19 protein-coding genes and 1 pseudogene are annotated in these 24,600 nt (G+C 74.6%); 11 read left to right on the top strand and 9 right to left on the bottom strand.

Annotated elements, in window-relative coordinates; genetic code table 11:
* Positions 1–59 precede the first annotated feature (59 nt).
* Complete coding sequence (locus ABZX96_RS16430; RefSeq protein ID WP_355544407.1) at positions 60–479, top strand: DUF2795 domain-containing protein; 420 nt, start codon at positions 60–62, stop codon at positions 477–479.
* Between the two features lie 257 nt (positions 480–736).
* Here ABZX96_RS16430 and ABZX96_RS16425 read toward each other — a convergent pair whose 3' ends face one another.
* The 6 genes and pseudogenes from ABZX96_RS16425 to ABZX96_RS16400 all read right to left on the bottom strand — a co-directional run bounded on the left by ABZX96_RS16425 (position 737) and on the right by ABZX96_RS16400 (position 5,928).
* The gene (locus tag ABZX96_RS16425) at positions 737–1,402 is read right to left on the bottom strand and encodes a cysteine hydrolase (RefSeq protein WP_355544405.1); all 666 of its coding nucleotides are present in this window, start codon (positions 1,400–1,402) and stop codon (positions 737–739) included.
* 102 nt (positions 1,403–1,504) lie between these two features.
* Positions 1,505–2,200, bottom strand: coding sequence for an HAD-IA family hydrolase (locus tag ABZX96_RS16420; RefSeq protein ID WP_355544479.1), 696 nt, complete (start codon positions 2,198–2,200; stop codon positions 1,505–1,507).
* Between the two features lie 312 nt (positions 2,201–2,512).
* Positions 2,513–3,139 (bottom strand): annotated as a pseudogene (locus ABZX96_RS16415) (phosphatase PAP2 family protein); the annotation flags it as partial.
* Positions 3,140–3,388: 249 nt separating this feature from the next.
* On the bottom strand, positions 3,389–4,324 hold the full coding sequence (locus tag ABZX96_RS16410; protein WP_355544402.1) for a M56 family metallopeptidase: 936 nt from the start codon (positions 4,322–4,324) through the stop codon (positions 3,389–3,391).
* A gap of 176 nt (positions 4,325–4,500) precedes the next feature.
* Positions 4,501–5,106 (bottom strand): DUF5134 domain-containing protein, encoded by a 606-nt coding sequence (locus ABZX96_RS16405; protein ID WP_355544399.1) that lies wholly within the window; start codon positions 5,104–5,106, stop codon positions 4,501–4,503.
* A gap of 429 nt (positions 5,107–5,535) precedes the next feature.
* Positions 5,536–5,928 carry a VOC family protein gene (locus ABZX96_RS16400; RefSeq protein ID WP_355544396.1) on the bottom strand — a complete coding sequence of 131 codons (393 nt, stop codon included), beginning with the start codon at positions 5,926–5,928 and terminating at the stop codon, positions 5,536–5,538.
* Between the two features lie 150 nt (positions 5,929–6,078).
* On the opposite strand from ABZX96_RS16400, the gene ABZX96_RS16395 reads away from it, so the two are divergent.
* A complete protein-coding gene (locus ABZX96_RS16395) occupies positions 6,079–6,618 on the top strand; it encodes a GNAT family N-acetyltransferase (RefSeq protein ID WP_355544393.1) in 540 nt (179 codons plus the stop codon).
* Between the two features lie 258 nt (positions 6,619–6,876).
* Here ABZX96_RS16395 and ABZX96_RS16390 read toward each other — a convergent pair whose 3' ends face one another.
* Positions 6,877–7,560: a glycerophosphodiester phosphodiesterase family protein gene (locus tag ABZX96_RS16390; protein ID WP_355544390.1), complete on the bottom strand. Its 684-nt coding sequence runs from the start codon at positions 7,558–7,560 to the stop codon at positions 6,877–6,879.
* A 422-nt stretch (positions 7,561–7,982) separates the two neighbouring features.
* On the opposite strand from ABZX96_RS16390, the gene ABZX96_RS16385 reads away from it, so the two are divergent.
* The 4 genes from ABZX96_RS16385 to ABZX96_RS16370 all read left to right on the top strand — a co-directional run bounded on the left by ABZX96_RS16385 (position 7,983) and on the right by ABZX96_RS16370 (position 12,309).
* Positions 7,983–9,389, top strand: coding sequence for a DUF6421 family protein (locus ABZX96_RS16385; protein ID WP_355544387.1), 1,407 nt, complete (start codon positions 7,983–7,985; stop codon positions 9,387–9,389).
* Between the two features lie 148 nt (positions 9,390–9,537).
* Complete coding sequence (locus ABZX96_RS16380; protein ID WP_355544384.1) at positions 9,538–10,299, top strand: SDR family NAD(P)-dependent oxidoreductase; 762 nt, start codon at positions 9,538–9,540, stop codon at positions 10,297–10,299.
* Positions 10,296–11,366 (top strand): low specificity L-threonine aldolase, encoded by a 1,071-nt coding sequence (locus ABZX96_RS16375; RefSeq protein ID WP_355544476.1) that lies wholly within the window; start codon positions 10,296–10,298, stop codon positions 11,364–11,366. The genes ABZX96_RS16380 and ABZX96_RS16375 overlap by 4 nt, the downstream gene beginning before the upstream one ends.
* Positions 11,367–11,604: 238 nt before the next feature.
* Positions 11,605–12,309, top strand: a complete 705-nt coding sequence (locus ABZX96_RS16370) for a phenylalanine--tRNA ligase beta subunit-related protein (protein ID WP_355544381.1) — start codon at positions 11,605–11,607, stop codon at positions 12,307–12,309.
* A 105-nt stretch (positions 12,310–12,414) separates the two neighbouring features.
* On the opposite strand, the gene ABZX96_RS16365 is transcribed toward ABZX96_RS16370, so the two are convergent.
* Positions 12,415–13,128 carry a lysophospholipid acyltransferase family protein gene (locus ABZX96_RS16365; protein ID WP_355544378.1) on the bottom strand — a complete coding sequence of 238 codons (714 nt, stop codon included), beginning with the start codon at positions 13,126–13,128 and terminating at the stop codon, positions 12,415–12,417.
* 1,105 nt (positions 13,129–14,233) lie between these two features.
* On the opposite strand from ABZX96_RS16365, the gene ABZX96_RS16360 reads away from it, so the two are divergent.
* The 4 genes from ABZX96_RS16360 (at position 14,234) to ABZX96_RS16345 (ending at position 17,671) form a co-directional block, all read left to right on the top strand.
* Positions 14,234–14,662, top strand: a complete 429-nt coding sequence (locus tag ABZX96_RS16360; RefSeq protein ID WP_355544375.1) for a thioredoxin family protein — start codon at positions 14,234–14,236, stop codon at positions 14,660–14,662.
* 290 nt (positions 14,663–14,952) lie between these two features.
* Complete coding sequence (locus ABZX96_RS16355) at positions 14,953–15,486, top strand: flavin reductase family protein (RefSeq protein WP_355544372.1); 534 nt, start codon at positions 14,953–14,955, stop codon at positions 15,484–15,486.
* A gap of 316 nt (positions 15,487–15,802) precedes the next feature.
* Positions 15,803–16,588 (top strand): electron transfer flavoprotein subunit beta/FixA family protein, encoded by a 786-nt coding sequence (locus ABZX96_RS16350; RefSeq protein WP_355544369.1) that lies wholly within the window; start codon positions 15,803–15,805, stop codon positions 16,586–16,588.
* A 120-nt stretch (positions 16,589–16,708) separates the two neighbouring features.
* Positions 16,709–17,671: an electron transfer flavoprotein subunit alpha/FixB family protein gene (locus ABZX96_RS16345; RefSeq protein ID WP_355544366.1), complete on the top strand. Its 963-nt coding sequence runs from the start codon at positions 16,709–16,711 to the stop codon at positions 17,669–17,671.
* Between the two features lie 95 nt (positions 17,672–17,766).
* Here the strand turns inward: ABZX96_RS16345 and ABZX96_RS16340 are convergent, their stop codons facing one another.
* A complete protein-coding gene (locus ABZX96_RS16340; protein ID WP_355544363.1) occupies positions 17,767–22,275 on the bottom strand; it encodes a helix-turn-helix domain-containing protein in 4,509 nt (1,502 codons plus the stop codon).
* Positions 22,276–22,633: 358 nt separating this feature from the next.
* On the opposite strand from ABZX96_RS16340, the gene ABZX96_RS16335 reads away from it, so the two are divergent.
* Entirely contained in the window at positions 22,634–23,917 is a 1,284-nt protein-coding gene (locus ABZX96_RS16335; protein WP_355544361.1) for an aldolase/citrate lyase family protein, read from the top strand.
* The last annotated feature ends 683 nt before the right edge of the window (positions 23,918–24,600 follow it).

Below are 24,600 nucleotides of genomic sequence, written 5' to 3'. Positions count from 1 at the left end.
GGACGGGGACTCTGTGACCGCCGCCCCGGCCGGAGCGCCGGAATGGCTGGAGGACGACCATGACGATCCACGGACGTGACAAGACGGGCCCGCTGCGCGACGACGAGGCCAAGCGGGAACTCCAGGGTGAGCTGAAGGCCAACCGCTCCCTGCGGGTCGAGGAGGCGCACGAGCTCCAGCCCCCCGGCGAGGACCAGCCCCGGGCGGAACGCTCGCCCGAGACCGCCATGACCGGCGGCACCCCGCCCGGCATGACCGGCGAGGACGTCCAGCTCCGCAGCGAGATGGCCCGCCATCTCGGCCCCGGCACCTACCCGGCCAAGCGCTCCGCCGTCCTGCGCACCCTGAAGCAGAACAACGCCCCGGACCGGCTGCTGGACCTGGCCGAACAGCTCCCGGAGCACCGCAAGTACGCCAACGTGCAGGAGATCGTCCAGGCGCTGGGGCGGGGGACGGAGGATCACCGGCATCGGACGTGAATCCGGTGGGGCCGCTTCCGCTTCGTGGGGTCGGTGCGAGGGCCCGTCCACCGGCATCGGACGTGAATCCGGTGGGGCCGCTTCCGCTTCGCGGGGCCGGGGCGGGGCCCGCCCACTGGCACCGGACGTGAAGCTGATGGAGCCGTTCCCGCTTCGTGAGGTGGGCGCGGGGGCCCGCCCGCGCGTCGCGTTCGGTGCGGACCGGAAGGGGGCCCGCGCCGCGTTCGGCTCGCGCCGGGACGGAACCCGCGCCGCGTTCAGCCCGCGGCGGAACCGCTCGGCGGTCGGGCGCCCACCGCCGAGCGGAACTCTTCCGCCGTCGCCAGCAGGGCGTCGCCCGCGAAGGCGAGCGCCGCGAGCGACCGCTCCCCGGCGGCGGCGTCTCCCGTGCCGCAGGCGTCCGTGATCACGACGGGTACGTAGCCGAGGTCCGCGGCGTGCCGCACGGTCGGCTCGATGCCGATCTCCAGGGCCACGCCGACGACGGCGACCGCGGCGATCCCGCAGTCCCGCAGCGCGATGTCCAGCCACGTCCCCTCGAACGCCGACATGGTGATCTTGTCGACCACGGCCTCCCGCCCGGTCGGCCGCACTTCCGGGATCAACTGGGACTGCGGGGCGTCCGCGGGGAACGGCGAGACCACCTCGGCCGCCCGCTCCCGCCCCTGCCACCCGCGCCACATGCGGAGCTGACCGGCGCCCATGAGGGAGGTCGGCAGGGTGACGTGCCGCAGGAAGAACGTCCGGACCCCGGCCGCGCGGGCGGTGTCCAGCACCTCCCGCACACGGGCCACGACCCGCTCCCGTTCGGGAATCTGGCCCAGGATCCCGACCTGCATGTCGTACACCAGCAGCGCGAGCCGCTCCGGTACGCACGCCTCTTCCAACGACCGCGGTACGGCAAGCCCGAATCGCTCGTCCACGGCAGCGACGGTACTCCGCGCCCCGACGGGCGCACACCGGTTCGGCGCGGGCGCGGGCAAGTGGCGGGCGGGGTTCCCCTCGGGAGGACCGCCGCGCGGCGGTCAGGTCACCAGATCCAGCACCGGGCGCAGCCCGTCGGGCCGTTCCCCGGCCGGCAGCGGGTCGACCAGGAGGAAACCGCAGCCCAGCGCCGTGGCCCCGCCGTCGGCCCGCTGGTCGTCGCCCACCATCAGGACCTCGTGCGGAGCGAGCCCGAGTTTGTGGCACGCCATCTCGAACAGCCTCGGGTCGGGCTTCTGGATGCCGTGCTCGAAGGACAGGACGTACGCGTCGACGTAACGGTCCAGGTCGTGCGCCCGGAAGAGGGGCCGCAGATCCCAGCCGATGTTGCTCACCACCCCGACGCGCGTGCCGCGCCGCCGCAGCGCGCTCAGCACCTCGACGGTGTCCGGGTACGGCGTCCAGGCGTCCGGCGACAGGTGCCGGTCGTACAGCGCGTCGTACAACGCGTCGTCGGGCAGCGGGACTTGGCGCGCCAGGGAGGTGTACAGCTCGCGGTGGCGGGCCGCGGAGCGGTCCCGGTTCTCCCACAGCTCGGCCAGTTCGCCGGGCATCCGGGCCGGTGAGGAGCCGCCGGGGAGCGCCCCGGCGCGGGCCAGCTCGCGCGCGCGGAGCGCGAACTCGGCGTCGTCCATGGCGGTCCCGGTGGCGGCCAGCGCCGCCCGCAGCCAGGATTCGGGACTCTCGATCCGCAGCAGAGTGCCGGAGAAGTCGAACAGCACGCCCTTGGTCGTCATGCCGCCATCCTGTCCCGGGCGGCGGTCGTCATGCGTCCGGGAGGCGGGGAGACGGTGGCCGCTCTCGCGGTGGCCGCTCTCGCGGGGGCCGCCGGGCCGGGGCCGGTGGCGCGCCGGGCCGGTGGGAGGGCGGCCGGGGGCGGTGGCCCCGTCGTCCCGCGGGCACTCGGCGGGCGCCGCGCCCCGGTCGTCCGCGTTCGCGGCGGACGAGCCGCTGGTGGATGCGCCGCTGGCGGACGAGCCTGCGGCGTCCGGGGCCCTTCGCGCGGTCGCCGCCCTTCCCGCCGGGCGCCCGCGCTCGTACAAGAACACCGCGGCCGTCGTCAGGGCCACGCCCAGCAGCCACCCGGCCACCACGTCGCTGAGCCAGTGCACCCCCAGGAACACCCGCGTGAAGCCGACACCGACCACGGAGACCACGGTCACGGCCAGGGCGCCCCGCCGCCACGCCGGGGGCGCTCCGCGCAGCCGCAGCAGCCACAGGACGAGGCCGCCCGCGACCGCGGCCGTCAGCGCGTGCCCGGACGGGAAGGCGGCGTACTGGGCGGTGTCCACCGGGTCCGGCCAACTCGGCCGATTCCGGCCCACCATGGCCTTCATCGTCTGCTGGAGCGCCGTGCCGACCGCCGCCGTCCCCGCCACCCACAGGGCGAGCCGTCGCTCGCCGCGCCACAGCAGCCACCCGACGGCAACGGCCAGCAGCGTCCGCAGGGTCCACGGGTCCCACACCCAGTCCGACAGCAGCCGGTTCACGCGCGTCCAGCCGGGGGCGGCGAGGGCCGCGCGGTGCAGGGCGTCCGCCACCGCCCGGTCCCACGCCAGCAGCGGCCCCCACCTCGCCACGACCAGCACCAGCAGCAGCCCGGCCAGCCCGGCGCACACCCCGCCGGCGACGAGCGGGCCGCCTCGCGCCCCTGAGGGCCGCCCGGCTCCTCGCATGCGTCCCGGGCGTGGAGCACCCGAGGCACGCGGTGAACGGGGCGCGCGTAACGGGCCGGAGGAGCCGGGGGACGGGCCCGGACCGGGCGCGAGGCGGCCGGGGCGGTCGGCCGGGCCGGGACGGGGGGAGGGGCGCGACGTCGGTGCCATCCCCCGATCCTCGTCGACGTCCCTGCCCCGGGCCATGCCGCGAACGGGATACGGGCGAAGCCCGGGCGGCGTGGAGCGGGAGGGGCGCGGTGGGCCGGGTCAGGTCAGCGCGTTCAGCCCCGGACCGAACGTCACCAGCAGCGGCACCACCGGCACCAGCGCCGCCACCGCCGTCATCCGCAGCCGTCGGCCGGGCGTCAGGCGGGGTGCCGGTTCCAGGAGGCGGTGCACCCGCTGCGGCACCTGCGCGGACGTCGTCGGGCACGGGCCGAAGACGCCGCTGTCCTCGTTGAGTTCGACCAGGGCGAGGGCGATCGCCAGCCGGCCGAAGCGGCGGGAGGCCGCGTCGTCCGCCGCCAGCTCCACCAGCCGGTGCACCTGGTCGCGGAACGCCGCGAAGACCGGGACCTGCGGGAAACCGGCGGCGAGCGCGGACGCGCAGTGCAGCAGGAGGTCGTGCCGGGCCCGCGCGTGGCCCTGCTCGTGCGCGATCAGCGCGTCGAGCTGACGGCCGTTCAGCCGCCGCAACGCCGCGGTGGTGACGACCAGTTGGGGGGACGGCCCGGGCAGCCACCAGGCTTGGGGGCGGTCCCCTTCCAGGACGACCAGCCGGTCGCCGGAACGCTCCTCGCCGGGCAGCCGCGGCGAGCGCCGCAGCAGGTCCGCGCGCCGTCGGCGGCGACGGACCCGCGCGCCGTGGACCTCGCGGACCAGCATCCCGGCCGTCCACACGCCGCCGCAGGCCAGCACCACGGCCACCGGCCCGGCCCACGGCTCGTAGGCGGTCAGCGCGTACGCGTCGACGACGGCGTTGGGCGCGCCCTCGAAGAGGTGCCCGCGCACCGTGTCCCACGCGGCGGCGGCGCTCAGCGACATGGCGAGCACACAGCACAGCAGGACACCGGCCACCACGCACTGCCAGACCCACAGACCGAGTACCGGTTCACGGTCGGGCCACTGGGCGCGGGCCATCAGGCGCGGCGCCATGGCCGCGGCCAGCACGCCGAGCGTGATCAGCGCGAAGGGGACCATCATGGGCGTCAGCCTATGAGCGCACCGTCACCCGTAGGGGGAATCCGCACCGGAAGTGATATACACCACCGCCGGACGGCGGGAGCGCCGGGCGCCGGTCGGCGCGCGCTCTCCTCGGGCCATCGGCTGGTGTCGCGCTCTCTCCGGTGGCCCGCCGGGCCTCCGGCCGCCGCCTCCCCTCACAGCGTCAGCAGCATCGCGAACATGCCGATGCCCATCGCCACCCGGCACGCCCCCACCACCTCGGGACGGGCGCGGCGCCCGCCTTCGTACGCTGCCATGCGCACACCACCCCGTCCCCGTCCCCGTTTCGGCTCCGGCGCGCAGCCGACCGCCGCACCGTCCCGAACGGGCACCAGCCGCACCCCCGCCACCACCGCGAACACCGCGTAGTACGCGAGCAGCAGACCGGTCAGCGCGGGCGCTCCGCCCGGTGCGGCCGGGGAGGAGTGCGCGTGTTCCGCGCCTCCGGCCGCCGGGTGGGCCATCGCCAGGGTCATGTAGACCATGGCCGCCGCGCCCACCGCGTGATGCGCGTGCCGCCGCGCCACCGCCCACAGCCCCGCCGCCCCGAAGACCACCGCGTACACCCAGGACGACCACGCGGGCAGGGACGACGCGGAACCGGGCGCCGCCATCACGGCCATCCCGAGCCCCATCAGCGCCTCGCCGCGCGCCTCGCGGCGCTGCCCGGTCGTCCCCGTCCGCGCCCGCGACAGGCAGTACGCGCCCGCCCCCGCGCACAGCACCACCAGCGCCCAGCCGACCCACGGCGGTCCGTGCACGGAGCACCTCCCAAGAGCGCCGTACGGATCTCTACGGCGGTACGGCCGCCGGCCGGTGCGCGCGCAGGAGCCGTCAGGGGTCCGTACGGAGCCGCGCGATCCACGCGGCCGTGCGTTCCGACCCATGGGGACGGCGCACGGGCGATTCCGTACGCCTGGAGGATGCCCGGCGCGCGGGGCCTCTGCACGCGGGGCACCGCGGCAATGGGGGAGGGGGAACGGTGCAAGGGGGAAACGGGACGCGTAAGGAAGGGACAGCCGGCACCGCCTCACAGGGGAACGGCCCGTGCCCGAGGCCGTCCCCGAGCAACGACCTGCGCCCGGCACGGCCCCTCAAGGGAGCAGCCCGCTCCCGCCCCGCAGAAAGCGCGACCGGCACCGTCTCGGAGATACCGGGGACGCGCCGCCGCTCCCCCCGGAACCCTCCGCTCAGATCCCCGGCCGGTACCGCAGCGGATGTTCGGCGGGGACCTCGGTGAGAACGATCCGGTGACCGTCCGGATCGGCGATCCACATCTCGATCAGGCCCCACGGCTCCTTGACCGGCGGGCGCAGCACCCGGACGCCGTGCGCCGCCAGCTCCTCGTGCGCCCGGGCGACGTCCGCGACCTGGAGCCACAGCTCCAGCGTGGCGGTCGGCGGCACGTCGGCGCGGCCGGAGACCTCCAGGAAGCCGCCGCCGAGGAAGTACACCGTGCCGCGCCCGGGACCGGTCCCGAACTCCCGGTAGATCTCCAGGCCCAGCGCTTCCCCGTAGAACGCGCGGGACCGCTCGGGGTCGCGCGGCCGTACCAGGACCCTGCTGCTCAGTACATGCACCATGCGGGGACCCTACGCCGAGGCACCCCGGGGCGCCGGGGGACCGGCCGGCCACCGATGGGGCGCGAGGGGCCGGGCTTGTTAGCCTCCCTTCCCGGGCCGCGTTCGGCGGCCTGCCACCGCCCCGCCCTTCCGGAGAGGACCCCGTCCGCCATGTCCACCACCGAGCTGACCTTCCGCGCCGCCACCAAGGACGACATTCCCGGTCTGGTGGAGCTCGTCGAGAGCGCCTACCGCGGAGAGGCGAGCCGGGTCGGCTGGACGACCGAGGCGGACCTGCTGGACGGGCAGCGCACCGACCCGGAGGGCGTGGCGGCCGTCGTCGGCGACCCGAACAGCCTGCTGCTGATCGCCGAGCGGGACGGCGTCCTCATAGCCTGCTGCCACCTGGAGCACCGGGGCGACCACGCGTACTTCGGGATGTTCGCCGTGCGGCCCGCCCTCCAGGGCGGCGGCCTGGGCAAGGTGATGCTGGCCGAGGCGGAGCGGACCGCGCGCGCCACGTGGGGGGTCCGCGAGATGCACATGACGGTGATCAGGCAGCGGGACGAGCTCATCGCCTACTACGAGCGCCGCGGCTACACGCGGACCGGCAAGATGAGCCCCTTCCCGTACGGGGACGAGCGGTTCGGCGTGCCGCGCCGCGACGACCTGGAGTTCGAACTGCTGACGAAGGCCATCGCCGCGGCGTAGCCGACGGCCGGGGCGGTCGGGAACGACGTCGGAACGCTCGGGGCGGTCGGGAACGACGTCGGAACGCTCGGGGCGGTCGGGAGCGAAGCCGGAATGGCCGGGGCGGTCGGGAGCCACCCAAGGTGACCGGGGCGGCCGGGAGCCACCCCACGCGACCGGGGCGGCCGAGAGCGCATCCAAGACGACCGGGACGGCCGGGAAGCCCGCAGGCCGCGCGGCCCGCGCGGGCCCCCGACCGCGTCCCCGCACCCCTGCCCCTCACGCCGTGAACCGCACCGCCCGCCGGATCTCCGGGAAGTCCGTCACCGCGCCGTCCAGCCCCAGCCCGCGGGCGAGCCGGAGGTGGTCGTGCGTGTTGACGGTCCAGCCCCAGACCTTCAGGCCCGCGGCGTGGGCGCGTTCCACCAGTTCCAGGGTGAGGCGGCGCAGGTTCAGGGAGAGGGCGCCGGCGCCGACGGCCCGCGCCCGTTCCACCACGTCGGTGCCGTAGCGCTCGGCGACCAGCGCCGTCGGCACGCCCGGCAGCAGCTTGCCGATCGCGGCCAGCGCCTCGTCGTGGAAGGAGATGACGTCCACGCGGCCGGTCAGGTCGCGGGTGCGCACCACCTCCGCCAGCGCCCGCGCCGCCGCCACGTCCTTGATCTCGGCCTGGAGGGGGGCCTGTACCGCGTCGGCCACCTCTTCGAAGACGGGGATGCGTTCGCCCTGGCCCGCGTCCAGTTCGCGCAGTTCGGCCAGGGTCCGGTCGGCGATCGGGCCGGTGCCGTCGGTCGTCCGGTCCACGTCCGCGTCGTGCATCACCACGAGCGCGCCGTCCTTGCTCAGGTGCAGGTCCAGCTCGATGACGTCGACGCCCTCGCGTTCGGCGCGTACGAACGAGCGCAGGGTGTTCTCCGGTTCCACGCCCATGAGCCCGCGGTGTCCGATGGTGAGGAAGGACAAGGCTGCCTCGCTTCTGTCGTCGGCTGTGGTCGTCGGCTCGCGCCGGCCGCCGGCGCTCTCGGAGCCGACGGTGGCCGCACGAAACGGCGCACAGCCTAATGGCCGGGACCCCTTACCCAGCGGACCTCGGACGGCGCTTCGGCCGGAACCATACGGACGCTCGACCGGCGGGCGGCGGGGGCCGCCGCGGGGGCCGTCCGCACGGGTGCGCCCGATACGCGCGGGCCCGTCCGGCGCCCCCTCGCGGTCGCTCCGATTTCCCGCCGCGTTGGCCAGGAAATGACGAATACGGCGCGACTGACAGGAAAAATGTTCGCCGATGTCGGGGATTGACAGAAAGATTTTCGCCTGGGCCCCTTGAGGGCGCTGATCTCCGCTGGTTACCGTGTGCCCACCACACGATCTCCTGCCGGAGGGTAGTCATGACGGAAATTCTTTCGCCTGTGGATGCCCACAGGGGCACCGCGACCGCGGAACGTGTGGTCGCGCACCCGGCGTGGCCCGTACTGAAGGACGCGATCGAGACCATCCGGCCCTGGCAGACCAAGGACGGCTCGATCGACTTCGACGTGGACGGCGCGCCCGACGGCGGCGCGGTCCGCCGCGAGGTGGAGCGCGCGATCGGCGCCATCGAGGAACTGGCGCCGCTGCTGCCGCACAACGCGGCCTACCACCGGGCCCTGGTGGCCGACCTGCGCCGGTGGGCCGACGGCGGCTTCCAGGTGCCCGACTTCCTCGACTCGCTGCTCGCCTTCCAGCCCGCCCGGCAGCGCGCCGACGGCCTCCAGCACCTCGTCGTCTTCCCGATGTACACCCAGAACGGCAACCCCGACCGCAACTTCGAGGCGGTCGTGCTGCGCATGGTGTGGCCGGACTGGCTGGCCGAGCTGGAGCGCACCCGCTACGACAACCCGCTCTTCTGCGGCATCACCTTCGAGGACTTCACCGCCGGCTACGACACCAACTCCGCGGTCCTCTTCCCGGAGACCATCGCCGTCCGCGAGGCGCCCGACCGCTTCACCTGGGGCGCGATCTTCTGCGACCGGGAGGCCGCGCGGTTCCGCCGGGTCAGCGAGGCCGCCGTCGAGGTGCTGGGCGTCGAACTCCCCGGCGACATCCGGGACATGCTCGCCGACCAGCAGCGCTGCCAGGAGGCGTTCGTCCTGTGGGACATGGTCCACGACCGCACCCACAGCCACGGTGACCTGCCCTTCGACCCCTTCATGATCAAGCAGCGGCAGCCGTTCTGGATGTACGGCCTGGAGGAGCTGCGCTGCGACCTCACCGCCTTCAAGGAGGCGGTGAAGCTGGAGGCCGAGGGCGTCCGGCAGGCGCGTGACGTGCAGTACGCGGTGATCTTCGACCGGATGTTCCGCTTCCCCGTCACCGGCGACCGGGTGCGCAACTACGACGGCCTGGGCGGCCAGTTGCTCTTCGCCTACCTCCACCAGCACGACGTGGTGCGCTGGACGGACAACACCCTGCGCATCGACTGGGAACGCGCCCCCCAGGTCACCAACCAGCTCTGCGGCGAGATCGAGCGGCTGTACCGCGAGGGCATCGACCGGCCCAAGCTCGTCCACTGGTTCGCCGCGTACGAGCTCGTCTCCACCTACCTCGCCCCACACCCCGGCTCGGTGTGGGCCAAGGGCCCCGATGCCCTGGACCTGTCCCTGCCGCCGCGCAAGCTGGTGGACGAGGTGCTGCCGGACGAGTTCCCGCTGAGCATGTTCTACGAGGCGCTCGCCAAGAAGCTCAAGACGGTGATCGCCTCCACCAAGGGCATCACCGCCCGCGACGAGGCCCCAGGGGCCCTGGCCACGGCGTGAGGACCGCGGGGGAGACCGGAAGCGGGACCGTCCGGGAGACTGACGGGCGCACCGCCCGTCAGGACCCGGGGCCCGCGGCCGGGCTCCCGGGGACGGGGCACGCCGAACGGACCCGGACGCAGACGTCCGGGAGGACGAGGAGGCACACATGACTACTTCCCAGGGCGGCCAGGGGCCGCTGGAGGGCGCCGTCGTCGCGGTGGCCGGCGCCGCCGGACCGGCCGGGCGCGCGGTGCTGCTGCGGCTGGCCGAGGCCGGAGCCGTCGTGGTCGGCGCGGACGCCGACGCGGCGCGGCTGGCCGAGGCGGTGGACGCGGCCCGCTACGCGCACGGCGGCGCCACCGTCACCGGCGACACGGTCGACCTGCTCGACCTCGCGGCGACCCGGGAGTGGGCGAGCCGGACGGAGAAGGAGTACGGGCGCATCGACGGCCTGGTCCACCTGGTGGGCGGCTGGCGCGGCTCGGCGTCCTTCGCCGAGACCGACCTCGCCGACTGGGACCTCCTGGACAAACTGCTCGTCCGCACCCTTCAGCACACCTCGCTGGCCTTCCAGGCCCCCCTGGAGCGCTCCGGCAACGGCCGTTTCGTCCTGGTCAGCGCCGCGGGCGCGAGCAAGCCGACGGCCGGGAACGCCGCCTACGCCGCCGCCAAGTCGGCCGCCGAGGCGTGGACCCTGGCCCTGGGGGACGCGTTCCGCAAGGCCGGAGGGGAGTCCGGGCCGCGGGCCGCGGCTGCGATCCTGGTCGTGAAGGCGCTCGTCAACGACCAGATGCGCGCCGAACGACCGAAAGCCAAGTTCGCGGGCTTCACGGACGTGACGGAACTGGCCACGGCCATCACGGGCGTCTGGGACCGGCCCGCCGGAGAAGTGAATGGACAGCGCCTGTGGCTGACTCCCGAGCCGTGAGCACGGACAAGACGGACGCCAAGCGTCACCACGACCCCCAGGTGCGCGGCTTCGCCAGCGACAACTACGCGGGCGCGCACCCGGAGGTGCTGGCGGCGCTGGCGCTCGCCAACGGCGGCCACCAGATCGCCTACGGCGAGGACGCCTACACCGAGCACCTCCAGCGCGTCATCCGCAGCCACTTCGGCCAGCGCGCCGAGGCGTTCCCGGTCTTCAACGGGACCGGCGCCAACGTGGTGGCCCTCCAAGCCGTGACCGACCGCTGGGGAGCGGTGATATCCGCCGACACCGCGCACATTCACGTCGACGAGTGCGGCGCGCCCGAGCGGGTGGGCGGCCTGAAGCTGCTCACCGTGCCGACCGAGGACGGCAAGCTCACCCCCGAGCTGATCGACCGGCAGGCGTACGGCTGGGACGACGAGCACCGCGCCATGCCGCAGGTCGTCTCGATCGCCCAGAACACCGAGCTGGGCACCGTCTACACGCCCGACGAGATCCGCGCGCTGTGCGAGCACGCCCATGACCGGGGCATGTGGGTGCACCTGGACGGGGCCCGGCTCGCCAACGCGGCGGCGTCGCTGGACGTGCCGATGCGGGCGTTCACCAACGCGGCCGGGGTGGACATCGTCTCCCTGGGCGGGACGAAGAACGGCGCGGTGTTCGGCGAGGCCGTGGTGGTGCTCAACCCCGACGCCGTGCGGGCCATGAAGCACCTGCGCAAGCTGTCCATGCAGCTGGCGTCCAAGATGCGGTTCGTCTCGGTGCAGTTCGAAGCGCTGCTGGCCAAGGACCTGTGGCTGCGCAACGCCCGGCACGCCAACACCATGGCCCAGCGGCTGGCCGCCGGCGTCCGCGAGATCGACGGCGTGGAGATCCTGCACCCTGTGCAGGCCAATGCGGTCTTCGCGCGGCTCCCGCACGACGTCAGCGAGCGGCTGCAGAAGCGCTACCGCTTCTACTTCTGGGACGAGGCCGCCGGCGACGTGCGCTGGATGTGCTCCTTCGACACGACGGAGGAGGACGTGGACGGCTTCCTGAAGGCCCTGCGGGAGGAGCTGGGCCGGTAACGGTCCCTTCTCGCGTGTGCCGACCGCCCGGCCGGGGTGCTCCCCGGCCGGGCGGTGGTGTGTGGGGCCCGGGGCGGACGGTAGTCCACTGCACTGCACTGAGTAGTCGTGTTTGCTGAACCGCGCCGGGTCGTGCTCCAATGCCTGGGCGAGGCCGTCGCGCGGCCTCCGGCCACGCGGCGACACACGACCCCGTGGCATCGGCCGTCCACCACCCACCGACCCGAGGCACGCCGCGATGACCTTCACCTTGCACATCTCCGATGACGTCCGCGCCCTCGCGCCCGGCTTCGGCTACATCGCCGTCGAGGCGTACGGACTGACCAACGGACCCAGTGACCAGGCCGGTTCCGACCTCCTGGACGCGGCGGCCCGCCGCCTCGCCGAGCGGCTGGACGGCGGCGCCCTCCAGGACGACCCGCACATCGCCGCCTGGCGCGCCGCGTACACCGCCTTCGGCACCAAGCCCTCCCGCACCCGCAACTCCGCCGAGGCGCTGGCCAAGCGCGCCCTCGCGGACGGCGGGCTGCCCCGCATCAACCGCCTGGTGGACCTCTACAACGCGATCAGCGTCGCGCACCTCATCCCCGTGGGCGGCGAGGACCTGGACCGCATCCAGGGCTCGATGCGGCTGCTGCGCGCCCAGGGCGACGAACCGTTCGAGACCGCCGCGGGCGGCGAGGAGGTCGTGGAGCACCCCGAGCCCGGCGAGGTGGTCTGGTGCGACGACCGGGGCGTCACCTGCCGCCGCTGGAACTGGCGCCAGGGCGTCCGCACCCGCCTGACCGACACCTCCGTCAACGCCCTGTTCCTGCTGGAGCGGATGGCCCCGATGACGCCCGCCGACCTGACCGCCGCCGCCGAGGAACTGGCGGAAAACCTGCGCAAGGCCTGCCCGGACGCCCGGGTCGAGGTCGGCGAGCCGTGGTTCGCGACGAGCTGACGCGATGACGAGGGGACGCGCCGACGCTGACGAGGCGACGCGCTGAGGGGGCGGGGCCACGCCGCGACCCCGCCCCCTCTCACGTCCGCTCGGCGGGCGCCTCTCTCACGCGGGCGTCCCCGGCGCCGGTGCGGTGCCGCCGAGGTGGGCCGGGACCCACCAGGTGTCGTCCGGGCCCTTGGGGCGCACGGGGTACGCGCGCTGCGCGGCCTCCAGCAGTTCCTGCACGCGGGTCCGCAGCCGGTCGGTGATCTTCTCCGTCTGCTCGTCCGGGTCGGCCTCCATCGGCTCGCCCACCCGGATCGTGATCGGGAAGTGGTTGCGGCCCAGGTCGCGCTTGTGGCCCTTGGTCCACAGCCGCTGGGTGCCCCACAGCGCCATCGGCAGCAGCGGCACGCCCGCCTCCTGCGCCAGCCGCGCCGCACCCGACTTGAAGGTCTTGAGCGTGAACGACTCGGAGATCGTCGCCTCCGGGAAGACGCCGATGATCTCGCCGGAACGCAGCGCGCTCAGGGCGTGCCGGTACGCGTGCACGCCCTGGGTCCGGTCCACCGGAATGTGCTTCATCGCGCGCATCAGCGGCCCGGACACCTTGTGCCGGAACACCGACTCCTTCGCCATGAAGCGCACCAACCGCTTGGCGGGCCGCGCCGCCAGGCCGCAGAAGATGAAGTCCAGGTAGCCGATGTGGTTGCTCACCAGCACCGCGCCGCCCTTGCGGGGAATGTTGTCGGCTCCGGCGATGTCGAACTTCAGGTCCAACGCCTTGAAGGCGGCGCGCACGGCGCCGATGACGGGCGGGTAGACCAGTTCTGCCATGTCGGGGGAACCCCTTTTCTCTGCCTGGGGAGGGTTCTCCCGGCCGGAAAGTTACGCAGCCGTAGGTTATGCGGCTTTCGGGAGATCGTGCCCGATCGGAGGCCCGGGGGCCACCGAGAGGGACGCCCTGGCCGGGAGATTCTCATCACGTCACCCCTCAACACCACCCCTGCCCCGCACGCCCGGGCACACTCCACGTGTTCCCGGACATCTTCCCTGGCCCGGGTACGGCCCGGGCGGCCGGGGTCCGCGGCGTTCACGCCGGTTCTCCTGCGCCCGGGCCGTGTCCGAACGTTTTGGGGAGTCAACGTCTCCCGTGAGCGCTGTGGGCGGCGGCCCGGCAATATCCCCCGGACCGTGTCCGAACGTCCCCGGGAATCAACGCACCCCCGCGCGCGTTATGGGCGGCGACCCGCCACATCAAGCCCGTCCGGCGTTTGAGGACAACGCCCCCGGCGTTCACCGGCACCGAAGATCACCCGCCACCCGCCCCTGAGCCCGCACACCTGCCCCCGAACCGCGTCCGTACGGCCAGGGGACCAACGCACCTGTGGGCGCCATGGGCGGCGACCCGGCAACATCCCCCGGACCGTATCCGGACGTCCCCGGGAATCAACGCACCCCCGCGCGCGTTATGGGCGGCGACCCGGCAAAATCCAGCCCGTCCGGCGTTTGAGGACAACGCCTCCGGCGTTCACCGGCACCGAAGATCACCCGCCACCCGCCCCTGAGCCCGCACCGAACCGCGTCCGTACGGCCAGGGGACCAACGCACCCGTGGGCGCCATGGGCGGCGGCCCGGCAACATCCCCCGGACCGCCTCCGAACGTCCCCGGGAATCAACGCACCCCCGCGCGCGTTATGGGCGGCGACCCGGCAAAATCCAGCCCGTCCGGCGTTTGAGGACAACGCCCCCGGCGTTCACCGGCACCAAAAGATCACCCGCCCACGAGCCCACCCCCGCACTCCCCAGGGCGCCCTCAAACGCCGGACAGGCTGGATACGCGGGGGCAGGACCGCCCCACGGGCCATCAGGCACCCTGCGGACGACACAGAACGGCGGCGGCGCGCCCCTTCCGGACGCGCCAGGACGAGGAAGGCGAACGGTGCGCGGCGACGAGGACGCGACACGGCGAGACGACGCGCGAGCGGACGACGGCCGACCACCGCGACCGGTGGGGCCGAGTGAACCCGGGCCGGGTGAACCCGGGCCGGGGGGCACCGCGACCCGCCTCGCCGAGGCCGCCGCCGGACAGCTCGGGCCGCGAGCGACCCTGGTGCAGTTCTCCACCGCCTTCTGCCAGCCCTGCCGGGCCACCCGCCGCACCCTCGCGGAGGTCGCGGACATGGTGGACGGCGTGACCCACCTGGAGATCGACGCCGAGGCGCACCTCGACCTCGTACGGGACCTGCGGATCGCGCGCACCCCGACGGTCCTGGTGCTCGACGCGGACGGCACGGTCGTGCGCCGGGCGGCCGGGATGCCCCGGAAGGTGGACGTCATCGCGGCGCTGGGGGCGGCCGTCCGTGATTGATCTCCCAGTTGCCGGACCGCCCTTGACCCGGCCCACCCGGTCTCGTCAGGCTGACGCAATGCGCCCTGGACCAGGAATCCTTCTGTACGGACGCGCCCATGTGGACTTCGCGCGCACCGCGAGCGCGTGCTGTCCGGGCGAATGAGCACCGACGACAGCAGTACGGCCGGGCCCCTGGGCCCCGCCGTCACCGCGGCAGCCGCCCTTCGCGCGAACGACGCCACGGTGACGCGGGCCCCGGCCGCCGGCCGCCCCGCTCCGGCTCGTTCCCCACGCAGAAGGACAACTCCATGACGGTCCCCTCCGACCTTTCCACGGCGGTTCCCTCCTCCGGCCTCGGCACCCCCCGGCTCGCCGGTTCCGACCTGCTGCGCTCCGTCTTCCGGCGGCACGCCGCGGGCGTCGCCGTGATCACCGCGCCCGGCCCGCGGCCGGTCGGCTTCACCGCCACCTCCCTCACCTCCGTCGCCGCCGAACCGCCGCTCCTCTCCTTCGGCATCAGTACGGGCGCCTCCAGTTGGCCCGCGGTCTCCGAGGCCACCCACGTCGGCGTGCACATATTGGCCGAGCACCAGCGGGAACTGGCCGCCACCTTCGCGCGCAGCGGCGCCGACCGGTTCGCCGCGCCCACCTCGTGGCGCACGGGGCCGCACGGGGTGCCGGTGCTGGACGGCGTCCTGGCGTGGCTGGTGTGCGCGGTGGTGGCCCGTGTGCCGGCCGGTGACCACCGGATCGTGCTGGGCCGCGCGGTGGTCGGCGACCTTCCGGAGGAGGGCCGTCCGCTCCTCTACCACCAGGGAGGTTTCACCGCCCTGCGCGACTGAACGTTCCTTCGACTCTCCCGCCCTGCGGCGTCCAGCGCGCCGCGGGGCGTCGGCTCCGTAAGGCGAACCCGGCCGGGAACGGGCTCCCACGCAGGCCGGGGCGGTCGGCCGGTGATCCGGGCCGTTGGCAAGGTCACAGTTCGGCGACCTTGCTTCCGGGGAAGGTCATGGGTGTACTGACGAGTAATATTCCGGTCGGTCGCGGGGAACGCATCCGCCCGGGAGCCGACCCGACGGGCGCCTATGCTGCCCCCACAAGGCAGTTGCCGCCGACGGACGGCAGTTCGCAAGAGACGAAGCAGGTAGGAGAGCCGGCGTGAGCCTGAGGATCGTTGTCTGTGTGAAGTACGTGCCCGACGCCACCGGCGACCGGCACTTCGCCGAGGACCTGACCGTCGACCGCGACGACGTGGACGGCCTGCTCTCGGAGCTCGACGAGTACGCGGTCGAGCAGGCCCTGCAGATCAAGGAAGCGGCCGACGACGCCGAGATCACGGTCCTGACCGTCGGCCCCGAGGACGCCACCGACGCGCTGCGCAAGGCGCTGTCCATGGGCGCCGACAAGGCCGTCCACGTCGAGGACGACGACCTGCACGGCACCGACGCGCTGGGCACCTCCCTGGTGCTCGCCAAGGCCATCGAGCACACCGGCTACGACCTGGTCGTGTGCGGCATGGCCTCCACCGACGGCTCCATGGGTGTGCTGCCCGCGCTGCTCGCCGAGCGGCTGGGCGTACCGCAGGCCACCCTGCTCTCCGAGGTCTCCGTCGAGGACGGCGTCGTCAAGGGCCGCCGTGACGGCGACACCGCCAGCGAGCAGCTTGAGGCGTCGCTGCCGGCCGTGATCTCGGTGACCGACCAGTCCGGCGAGGCCCGTTACCCGTCCTTCAAGGGCATCATGGCCGCCAAGAAGAAGCCGGTGGAGACGCTGGACCTGGACGACCTGGACATCGACGCGGACGAGGTCGGCCTCGACGGCGCCTGGACGAAGGTCGACGACGCGACCGAGCGCCCGGCCCGTACGGCCGGCACCGTCGTCAAGGACGAGGGCGAGGGCGCCAAGCAGCTCGCCGAGTTCCTCGCGGGCCAGAAGTTCATCTGAGTCCGCAGGACGGGCCACCCGCCGGTCCCGGCCCGTCGAGCGGGCCGGACACCGACCCCGGGCCCGCCGACTCGCCCGAGCATTCCCACCGCCGTCATTTTTCCGCAGGAGAGCGATCCCATGGCTGAAGTCCTTGTCTACGTCGACCACGTGGACGGCGCCGTCCGCAAGCCCACCCTCGAACTGCTCACCCTCGCCCGCCGGATCGGCGAGCCGGTCGCCGTCCACCTCGGCGCCGGCGTGGACACCGCCGCCCCCGTCCTCGCCGAGCACGGCGCGGTGAAGGTCCTGGCCGCCGACGCCCCGGAGTTCACCGAGTACCTGGTCGCGCCGAAGGTCGACGCCCTCCAGGCCGCGTACGAGGCCGTCTCCCCGGCCGCCGTGCTGCTGCCGTCCTCCGCCGAGGGCAAGGAGATCGCGGCCCGCCTCGCGGTCCGTGTCGGCTCCGGCATCATCACCGACGCCGTCGACCTGGAGGCCGGCGACGAGGGACCGGTGGCCACCCAGTCCGTCTTCGCGGCGTCCTTCACCACCAAGTCCCGCGTCACCAAGGGCACCCCGGTCATCACCGTCAAGCCCAACTCCGCCGCGCCCGAGGCCGCCCCGGCCGCCGGCACGGTCGAGCAGCTCGCGGTGACGATCGCCGACGCCTCCAAGGGCACCAAGATCGTCTCGCGCACGCCGCGCGAGTCGACCGGCCGCCCGGAGCTGACCGAGGCCGCGATCGTGGTCTCCGGTGGCCGCGGCGTCAACGGCGCCGAGAACTTCGCGATCGTCGAGGCGCTGGCGGACTCGCTGGGCGCCGCGGTCGGCGCCTCCCGCGCCGCCGTGGACGCCGGCTGGTACCCGCACACCAACCAGGTCGGCCAGACCGGCAAATCGGTCTCGCCGCAGCTCTACATCGCGGCGGGGATCTCCGGCGCGATCCAGCACCGCGCCGGTATGCAGACCTCGAAGACCATCGTCGCCATCAACAAGGACGCCGAGGCGCCGATCTTCGACCTGGTCGACTACGGCGTGGTCGGCGACCTGTTCGAGGTCGTCCCGGCCCTCACCGAAGAGGTCAAGACCCGCAAGGGCTGAGCCACCGGGTCAGGACACCACCGACACCACCGACGCCCCGCACGTGCTCGCGTGCGGGGCGTCGGCGTGTGGTCGGGAGGACGATCCGGGCTCCGTCAGGTCGGTCGCAGCGGGCCCCCGGACGTGGACCGGCAGGACGGCCGGTAGCCCACGTCGGGGAGCAGTTCGTGCCAGCGGGCCGGGCCGATCTGCCCGACCAGCGGGCAGATGCGGGCGGCGACGTGGTCGGCGTCCAGGTCCCACAGCCGCACCGCGCCGTCCGCGCCGGTGCTGGCCAGCGTCCGGCCGTCCGGCGCGAAGGCCACCGACCACACCACGTCGGTGTGACCGGACAGCGTGGCCACGGGGGCGCGCCGCTCCGCGTCCCAGACCCGCACGGTGTGGTCGAACCCGACCGTGGCCAGCAGCGGCCCGCGGGGCGCGAAGACGACGCCGCGCACCGAGCCCGCGTGGCCGTGCAGCACACCCGTGCACTTCCGGGTGCGCGTGTCCCACAGGCGCACCGTCCGGTCGTTGCCCGCGGTGGCGATGGTGCGGCCGTCCGGACCGAACGCCACCCCCCACACCGCTCCCGTATGGCCGCGCAGCACCGCGAGCGGGCGGTGGCGCACCACGTCCCACAGGCGCACCGTGCGGTCGTCGCCCGCGCTCGCCAGCACCTTCCCGTCCGGGCTGAACGCCACCGCGTTGACGAAGTCGTCGTGGCCCGGCAGAACGGCCGACTGGCGCCGCCGGGTCAGGTCCCACAGCCGTACGGTCCGGTCGTCGCTCGCGCTCGCCGCCTGCCGCCCGTCGGGCGAGACGGCCACCGCGAACACCGCGCCCCGGTGCCCGCGCAGCACCCCCATCCGCTTACGGCGCGCGACGTCCCACACGTCGACGGTCCGGTCGGAGCCCGCGGTGACGAGCGTCCGGCCGCCCGGGCCGAAGGCCAGGCCGCGCACCGCCCCGTGGACGCGCAGCGGCGGGCCCAGCTCGGCCCGGCTCTCCGTGTCCCAGAAGCGGACCGAGCCGTCCACGCCGGCGGCGGCCAGCGTCCGGCCGCCGGGCGCGTACGCGACGGCGGAACGGCCGGAGACGGGGCGGGCGGTCAGGGCGGAACCGGCCGGGTTCCACAGCGCGATCGTCCGGTCGAAGCTGCCGGTCGCCAGCCGCCGGCCGTCGGGCGTGAAGGCGACCGCGAGCACGTAGTCGCTGTGCCCGCTGAACGTCGCGACGGGGCGGTGGGTGGCGACCTCCCACAGGCGCGCGGTGCCGTCCCCGCCGGCGGAGGCCAGGGTGTGGCCGTCGGGCGCGAAGGCCAGGGAGTTGATGTCGTCGCTGTGGCCGGTGAGGGTGGCCAGGGGGAGCACGGTGGGGGAACGGCGTTCCGCGCTGCCGGGAGCCCGGCCCGGGGCGTGGTTCATCTCGTACGTGGAGTACAGCGTCACCGCCCGGTCCGCGCCCCCCGCCGCCAGCAGCCGGCTGTCCGGACTGAAGGCCACGATGACGGTGGCGTCGCCGTGCCCGGTCAGGTCCGCCACCACCGCGCCGTCCGTCGTGCGCCACACCCGGACCCGCCCGTTGGCGTCCCCCCGCGCCAGCAGCCGCCCGTCCGGACTGAACGCGACCTGCCCGGTGTCGCCCCCGCCCCGCCCGGCAAACGTCCCCACCACCCGCCGCCGTTCCACGTCCCACACCCGCACACTGCCCCCGGCTCCGCTCACGGCGAGCAGGGGGCGGTAGGAGGGCGAGCGGTCACCAGCCGCCGGACCGTCGGCCGGAACGGGCCAGGGCGTCCCGGCGAGACCGGCAGGCGAACCGGCGTGGCCGAGGGGCGGACCGGTGTGGCCAACGGGCGGGCCGGTGTGATCGGCGGCCAAGTCGGCGTGCCCGGACGGAGAATCGGCCTGATCGGACGGAGAACCGGCCTGGTGGGTGGCCGGTTCGGCGCGCCCGGCAGGCGTCCCGGCACGACCGGCGGTCAGCTCGGCGTGTACGGCAGGCGCACCCGGCGCGGGCGCCGGCCGGGCCGCGGGCCCCGTCCTGTGGGCCGTCCCCGTGTCCCGCGCGGTGCGCGGCTCGGCCCGGAAGGTGTCCGGGATCGCACGGTCCGGGGATGCCGGGCCCGGGCCGGGCGCTCGTCCCCCGAGCAGGTGCGGCACCGCCCGCGGCGGGGCGAACGCCACCGTCCCGCCCGCGCCGTTGCCGGGGAGGACGGCCACGGGAGCGGTCCGGCCGGGGCGCCAGATCCGGGCGACGCCCTGCGAGGTGCCCGCGGCCAGGAGGCGGCCGTCGGGGCTGAAGTCGACGCCGCGGACGCGCCCGGGACCGGCGGGCAGCACGGCCGGGGAGGCGGGGTGCCGGGTCTCCGCGTCCCACAGGCGCACCGTGCCGTCCGAACTGCCGCTGGCCAGCAGCCGCCCGTCCGGCGCGAAGTCCACGGCGTTGACCGGCTCCCGGTGGCCCGTCAGGCGCCCGGCGAACGGCTGCGCCTGAGTGCTGAGCAGCGCGCTGCGGGACGCCGCCGTGCGGCGCAGGCGGTAGGACTCGGCGGCGAGCAGTATGGCGGCCTCGGGCTGGCCGTCCGCCACCTGGGCGGAGCGGGCGGCGAGTTCGCTGGAGAGCGCGTCCCGCCGTTCGTTCACGGCGGTGTGCCACTGCTGGACCGCCAGCACCCCGGCCGCCAGCGCCAGCACCAGCAGCACCGCCAGCACGCCGGCCACCCTGCGGCGGCGCCGGGCCTGGCGGCGTTCGGCGCGCGCCGCGGCCTCCTCCCGGTCCTGCGAGGCGCGCAGGAACTCCTCCTCCAGGGGGCTCAGTCCGGCCCGGTGCCCCTGCTGCCCGGCCCATTCGCGGGCCACCGCCAGCCGTGTGCCCCGGTAGAGCCCGGCCGCCTCCCGCCCCTCCCGCTTCCAGGCGCCGGCCGCCTCCGAGAGCCGCTGGTGGATCAGCAGTCCGGCGCGGTCCGCGCGGATCCAGCCGCGCAGCCGGGGCCAGGCGTGCAGCAGTGCCTCGTGGGCGATCTCGACGGTGTCCGCGTCCCGGGTGAGCAGCCGGGCGCGGACGAAGACGTCGATGATGGCGGAGGTCTTCTCGGGGTCGGGCAGGTGCTCCAGGAGGCGGTCGTAGGGGACGCGGCGGCGCGTCTCGCCCGCGATCTCGCCGATCTGGACGAGCCTCAGCAGCACTTGGCGGGCGGTGTCCTGCTCGGCCGGGTCCAGCCGGTCGTGGACGCGTTCGGCGGTGGTGGCGACGGCGCCGTGCAGCCCGCCGGTGAGGCGGTAGCCGGCGACGGTCAGGGTGCGGCCCTGGCGCTGCTGCCAGGTGGCGAGCAGGGCGTGGGCGAGCAGCGGCAGCGCGCCGCCGACCGGCTCACCGCCCTCGCGGATGCCCAGGTCGGCCAGGAGCAGTTCCTCCAGGCCGGGTTCCAGTTCCAGGGCCGCTTCCTGGGCGGGCCGGGTGATCGCCGCCCGCAGCTCCGGCAGGGCCATGGGCTGGAGGGCGAAGACGCCGTCCGAGAGCGCCGGGACGAGCGCGGGGTGGTCGATGCACTGGCCGTAGAAGTCGGCCCGTACGCCGATGACGACGGCGCACGGGGCGCGCCGGGCGGCGGCGCACAGCGCCCCGATGAAGGCGCGCCGCTCCCGGGCGTCCTCGCAGACGGTGAAGACCTCCTCGAACTGGTCCACCACCAGCACCAGTCGGGCGCGCGAGCCGAGCGCCGTGCGGACGGCGGCGGCGCAGCGGCCGGGCGTCTCGGCCAGGTCGGCGGCCAGCCGCTCGGCCTCGCGTTGGCGCGGGGTGGGCGGGGGCGGGGCCAGGGGAGCGGGAGGGGGCTGCTCGGGGGGCTGCCGACCGGTGGAGCGGACGGCGTGCGGGGGCACTTGGGCGTCTTCGCGGGATGCCGACGGAGAAGGGGCGGGCGGGGCTTCGTCCGTCTGGGGAGTGGCGGGGACGGGCGGGACTTCGCCGCTCGTGGCCGTGGCGCGTCCCGGCTCGTCGTTGGGGTGCCCACTCCGGGGTCCCGGGGGCCGGGGCCGCCGCGCGCCGTCCGAGGGCCCGGGACGGTCCGGCCGCCCCGGCGGGTCGGCCGCCTCCGGCGCGTCCGACAGCCCCGTCAACGCCTCCGCCAGGACCGTCAACGGGCGGGCGCCCGGCGTCAGGACGCGGGCGGGCCAGTGGCGGGAGCCGGGCAGCGCGCCGGATCCCAGCGCGGGCAGCAGCCCGGCCTTCAGGAGGGAGGACTTGCCGGCTCCGGACGGCGCCGCGACGACGAGCGGGCCGCTGCCGCTCTCCAGGCGCTCGGCGAGCCGGCCGACCAACGTGGCGGTGGCGCGCTCGCGGCCGAAGAACCAGCGGGCGTCCTCGGGGGCGTACGCGGCCAGCCCCCGGTAGGGGCAGTCGTCGCCCGGGGCGCGCGCGGCGACGAGCCGGACCAGCGCGCCGCCCGCCTCCAGCGCCTGGTCGCAGATGCGGGCGACCTCGGCCGACGGGGGCTTCTCGCCGTTCTCGATCTTGCTCAGGTACCCCTTGCTGTAGTGCGCCAGACGGGAGAGCGCGGAGAGTGACACCCCCTTCTCCCGCCGGAGGCGCCGTAGTTCGTCCCCGAAGTCCGTGGCCACGCAGCCCCCTGCCGCCTCGATCGTCCGCGTCGGTGATCTCTTCTCGTACGCGCTGGCGATGGTAGGGAGGGCCGGCCGTGCCGGTACGCCGGATGGTCGGAAACCCACCGGAATTGGTGACACGCGGTGACGCCTACTGAGAGGGCCCCGCCGGGGCGTCCGGACCGCTTGACCGGGCGTTCTCGGGGAGCGTTGCGGTCGTCCGGGGGGAGACCCCGCTCCGGACGGGTGTTGACCTGCGAACTCGACCGGACTAGCTTCGCTATGCGGATTGTTGATTCCGTGAAGCGGAAAGTTTCTTGGTTCCGCGAAGCAGAAAGTGCCCGCGATACGGGCGTGATCCCAGGGAGGGTGTCGAATGGGTCAGCACGAGACGGTGGCGACGAGCCTCGCGGCCACGGTACGCGAGGAGATCGGGGCCGGCCTCGCGGAGGTGGACGCGGAGCTGGCGCGCCGCTACCCGGGCGACCCCGGCACCCGTCAGCCCGTGCACACGGTCTACGTCCCCGGCGACGTCTTCGCCGCCGACACCGTCCGCTCCTGGGGCGACCAGGCGCTGGCCGCCCTGGACGAGCACGCCCCCGACGCCGGCGCGCTCGCGTCCGTCCTCGGCATCCCGGACGAGCTCGCCGGCCCCGTCTACGAGCGGGTGCGCGCCAAGCTGGAGCGCGAGCCCGTCGAGGACCTGCGCGTCGACTTCGAGGACGGCTACGGGGCGCGCTCCGACGCCGAGGAGGACGAGGCCGCGGCCCGCGCCGCCGCCGTGATCGCCGCCGCCTACAAGGACGGCACCGCCGCCCCGTACATGGGCATCCGCATGAAGTGCATGGAGGCCGCCGTCCGCGACCGCGGCATCCGCACCCTGGACGTCTTCCTCACCGGCCTGATGGAGGCCGGCGGCCTGCCCGACGGGCTGGTGCTGACGCTGCCCAAGGTCACCTACGCGGAGCAGGTCACCGCGATGGTGCGGCTGCTGGAGGCGTTCGAGAAGGCGCGCGGTCTGGAGGCCGGCCGGATCGGGTTCGAGATCCAGATCGAGACCACCCAGTCCATCCTGGGCGCAGACGGCCGGGCCACCGTCGCCCGCATGATCGAGGCCGCCGAGGGCCGGGCCACCTCCCTGCACTACGGCACCTTCGACTACAGCGCCTCCTGCGGCGTCAGCGCCGCCCACCAGTCCCTGGACCACCCGGTGGCCGACCACGCCAAGGCCGTCATGCAGGTCGCCGCCGCCGGCACCGGCGTCCGGCTCTCCGACGGTTCCACCAACGTCCTGCCGATCGGCCCGACCGCCCAGGTGCACGACGCCTGGCGGCTGCACCACGGGCTCGTCCGCCGCTCGCTGGCCCGCGCCTACTACCAGGGCTGGGACATGCACCCGGGCCACCTGCCCACCCGGTACGCCGCCGTCTACGCCTTCTACCGCGAGGGCCTGGAGTCGGCCGCCGCGCGGCTGGCCGCCTACGTCGCCAAGACCGCCGGCGACGTGGCCGACGAGCCCGCCAGCGCCAAGGCGCTCGCCGGCTACCTGCTGCGCGGCCTGGACTGCGGCGCCGTCGACGCCGACGAGGCCGCCCGCCTCACCGGTCTGACCCGCGCCGATCTCGATGCGCTGGCGGGGCGGCCGGTGAAGGGCGCCTGAGCGGGCCGCTTACGTGTGACGCCGTACCTCCGCGTGCGTACGGGCGGGGGCCGGGTGCCCCTGCCCGTACGGGCCCTGCCCGATCAAGCGCGTCCGGGGCGGCCGGTGGGCGGCGGCCCGCCCAATCCAGCCCGCCCGGCGCTTGATGACAACGCCCCCGGCGTTCACCGGTACCGAAGATCACCCGCCGCCCGCCCATGAGCCCGTACCCGCGCTCGCCGGGGTGTCCTCAAACGCCGGACGGGCTGGAAACGGCGGCCCGGCCCCCGGAGCCCGGGTGTGCCCGGCTGCGGCTCGTTGCCGCTCCTGTCACCGTGTCCTCAAGCGCCGGACGGGCTGGGGTGGTGGCTCGGTGTGAAGGGTGTGGGTCCCGACGACACCTGCGGTAGCGCAACTGCGGCTCGTCGTGGCTGCCGTTACTGCGTCCTCAAGCGCCGGACGGGCTGGGGTGGTGGCTCGGTGTGAAGGGTGTGGGTCCCGACGACACCTGCGGTAGCGCAACTGCGGCTCGTCGTGGCTGCCGTTACTGCGTCCTCAAGCGCCGGACGGGCTGGGGTGGTGGCTCGGTGTGAAGGGTGTGGGTCCCGGCCGCACCTGGGGCAGCGCGACTGCGGTTCGTTGCGGCTTCTGTCACGGTGTCCTCAAGCGCCGGACGGGCTGGGGGTGGCGGCCTGGCCTGAAGG

Source organism: Streptomyces sp. NPDC003077 (assembly GCF_040611095.1).
In the GTDB taxonomy this organism is placed as follows: domain Bacteria; phylum Actinomycetota; class Actinomycetes; order Streptomycetales; family Streptomycetaceae; genus Streptomyces.
This window is presented reverse-complemented; position numbering and strand designations above follow the sequence as displayed.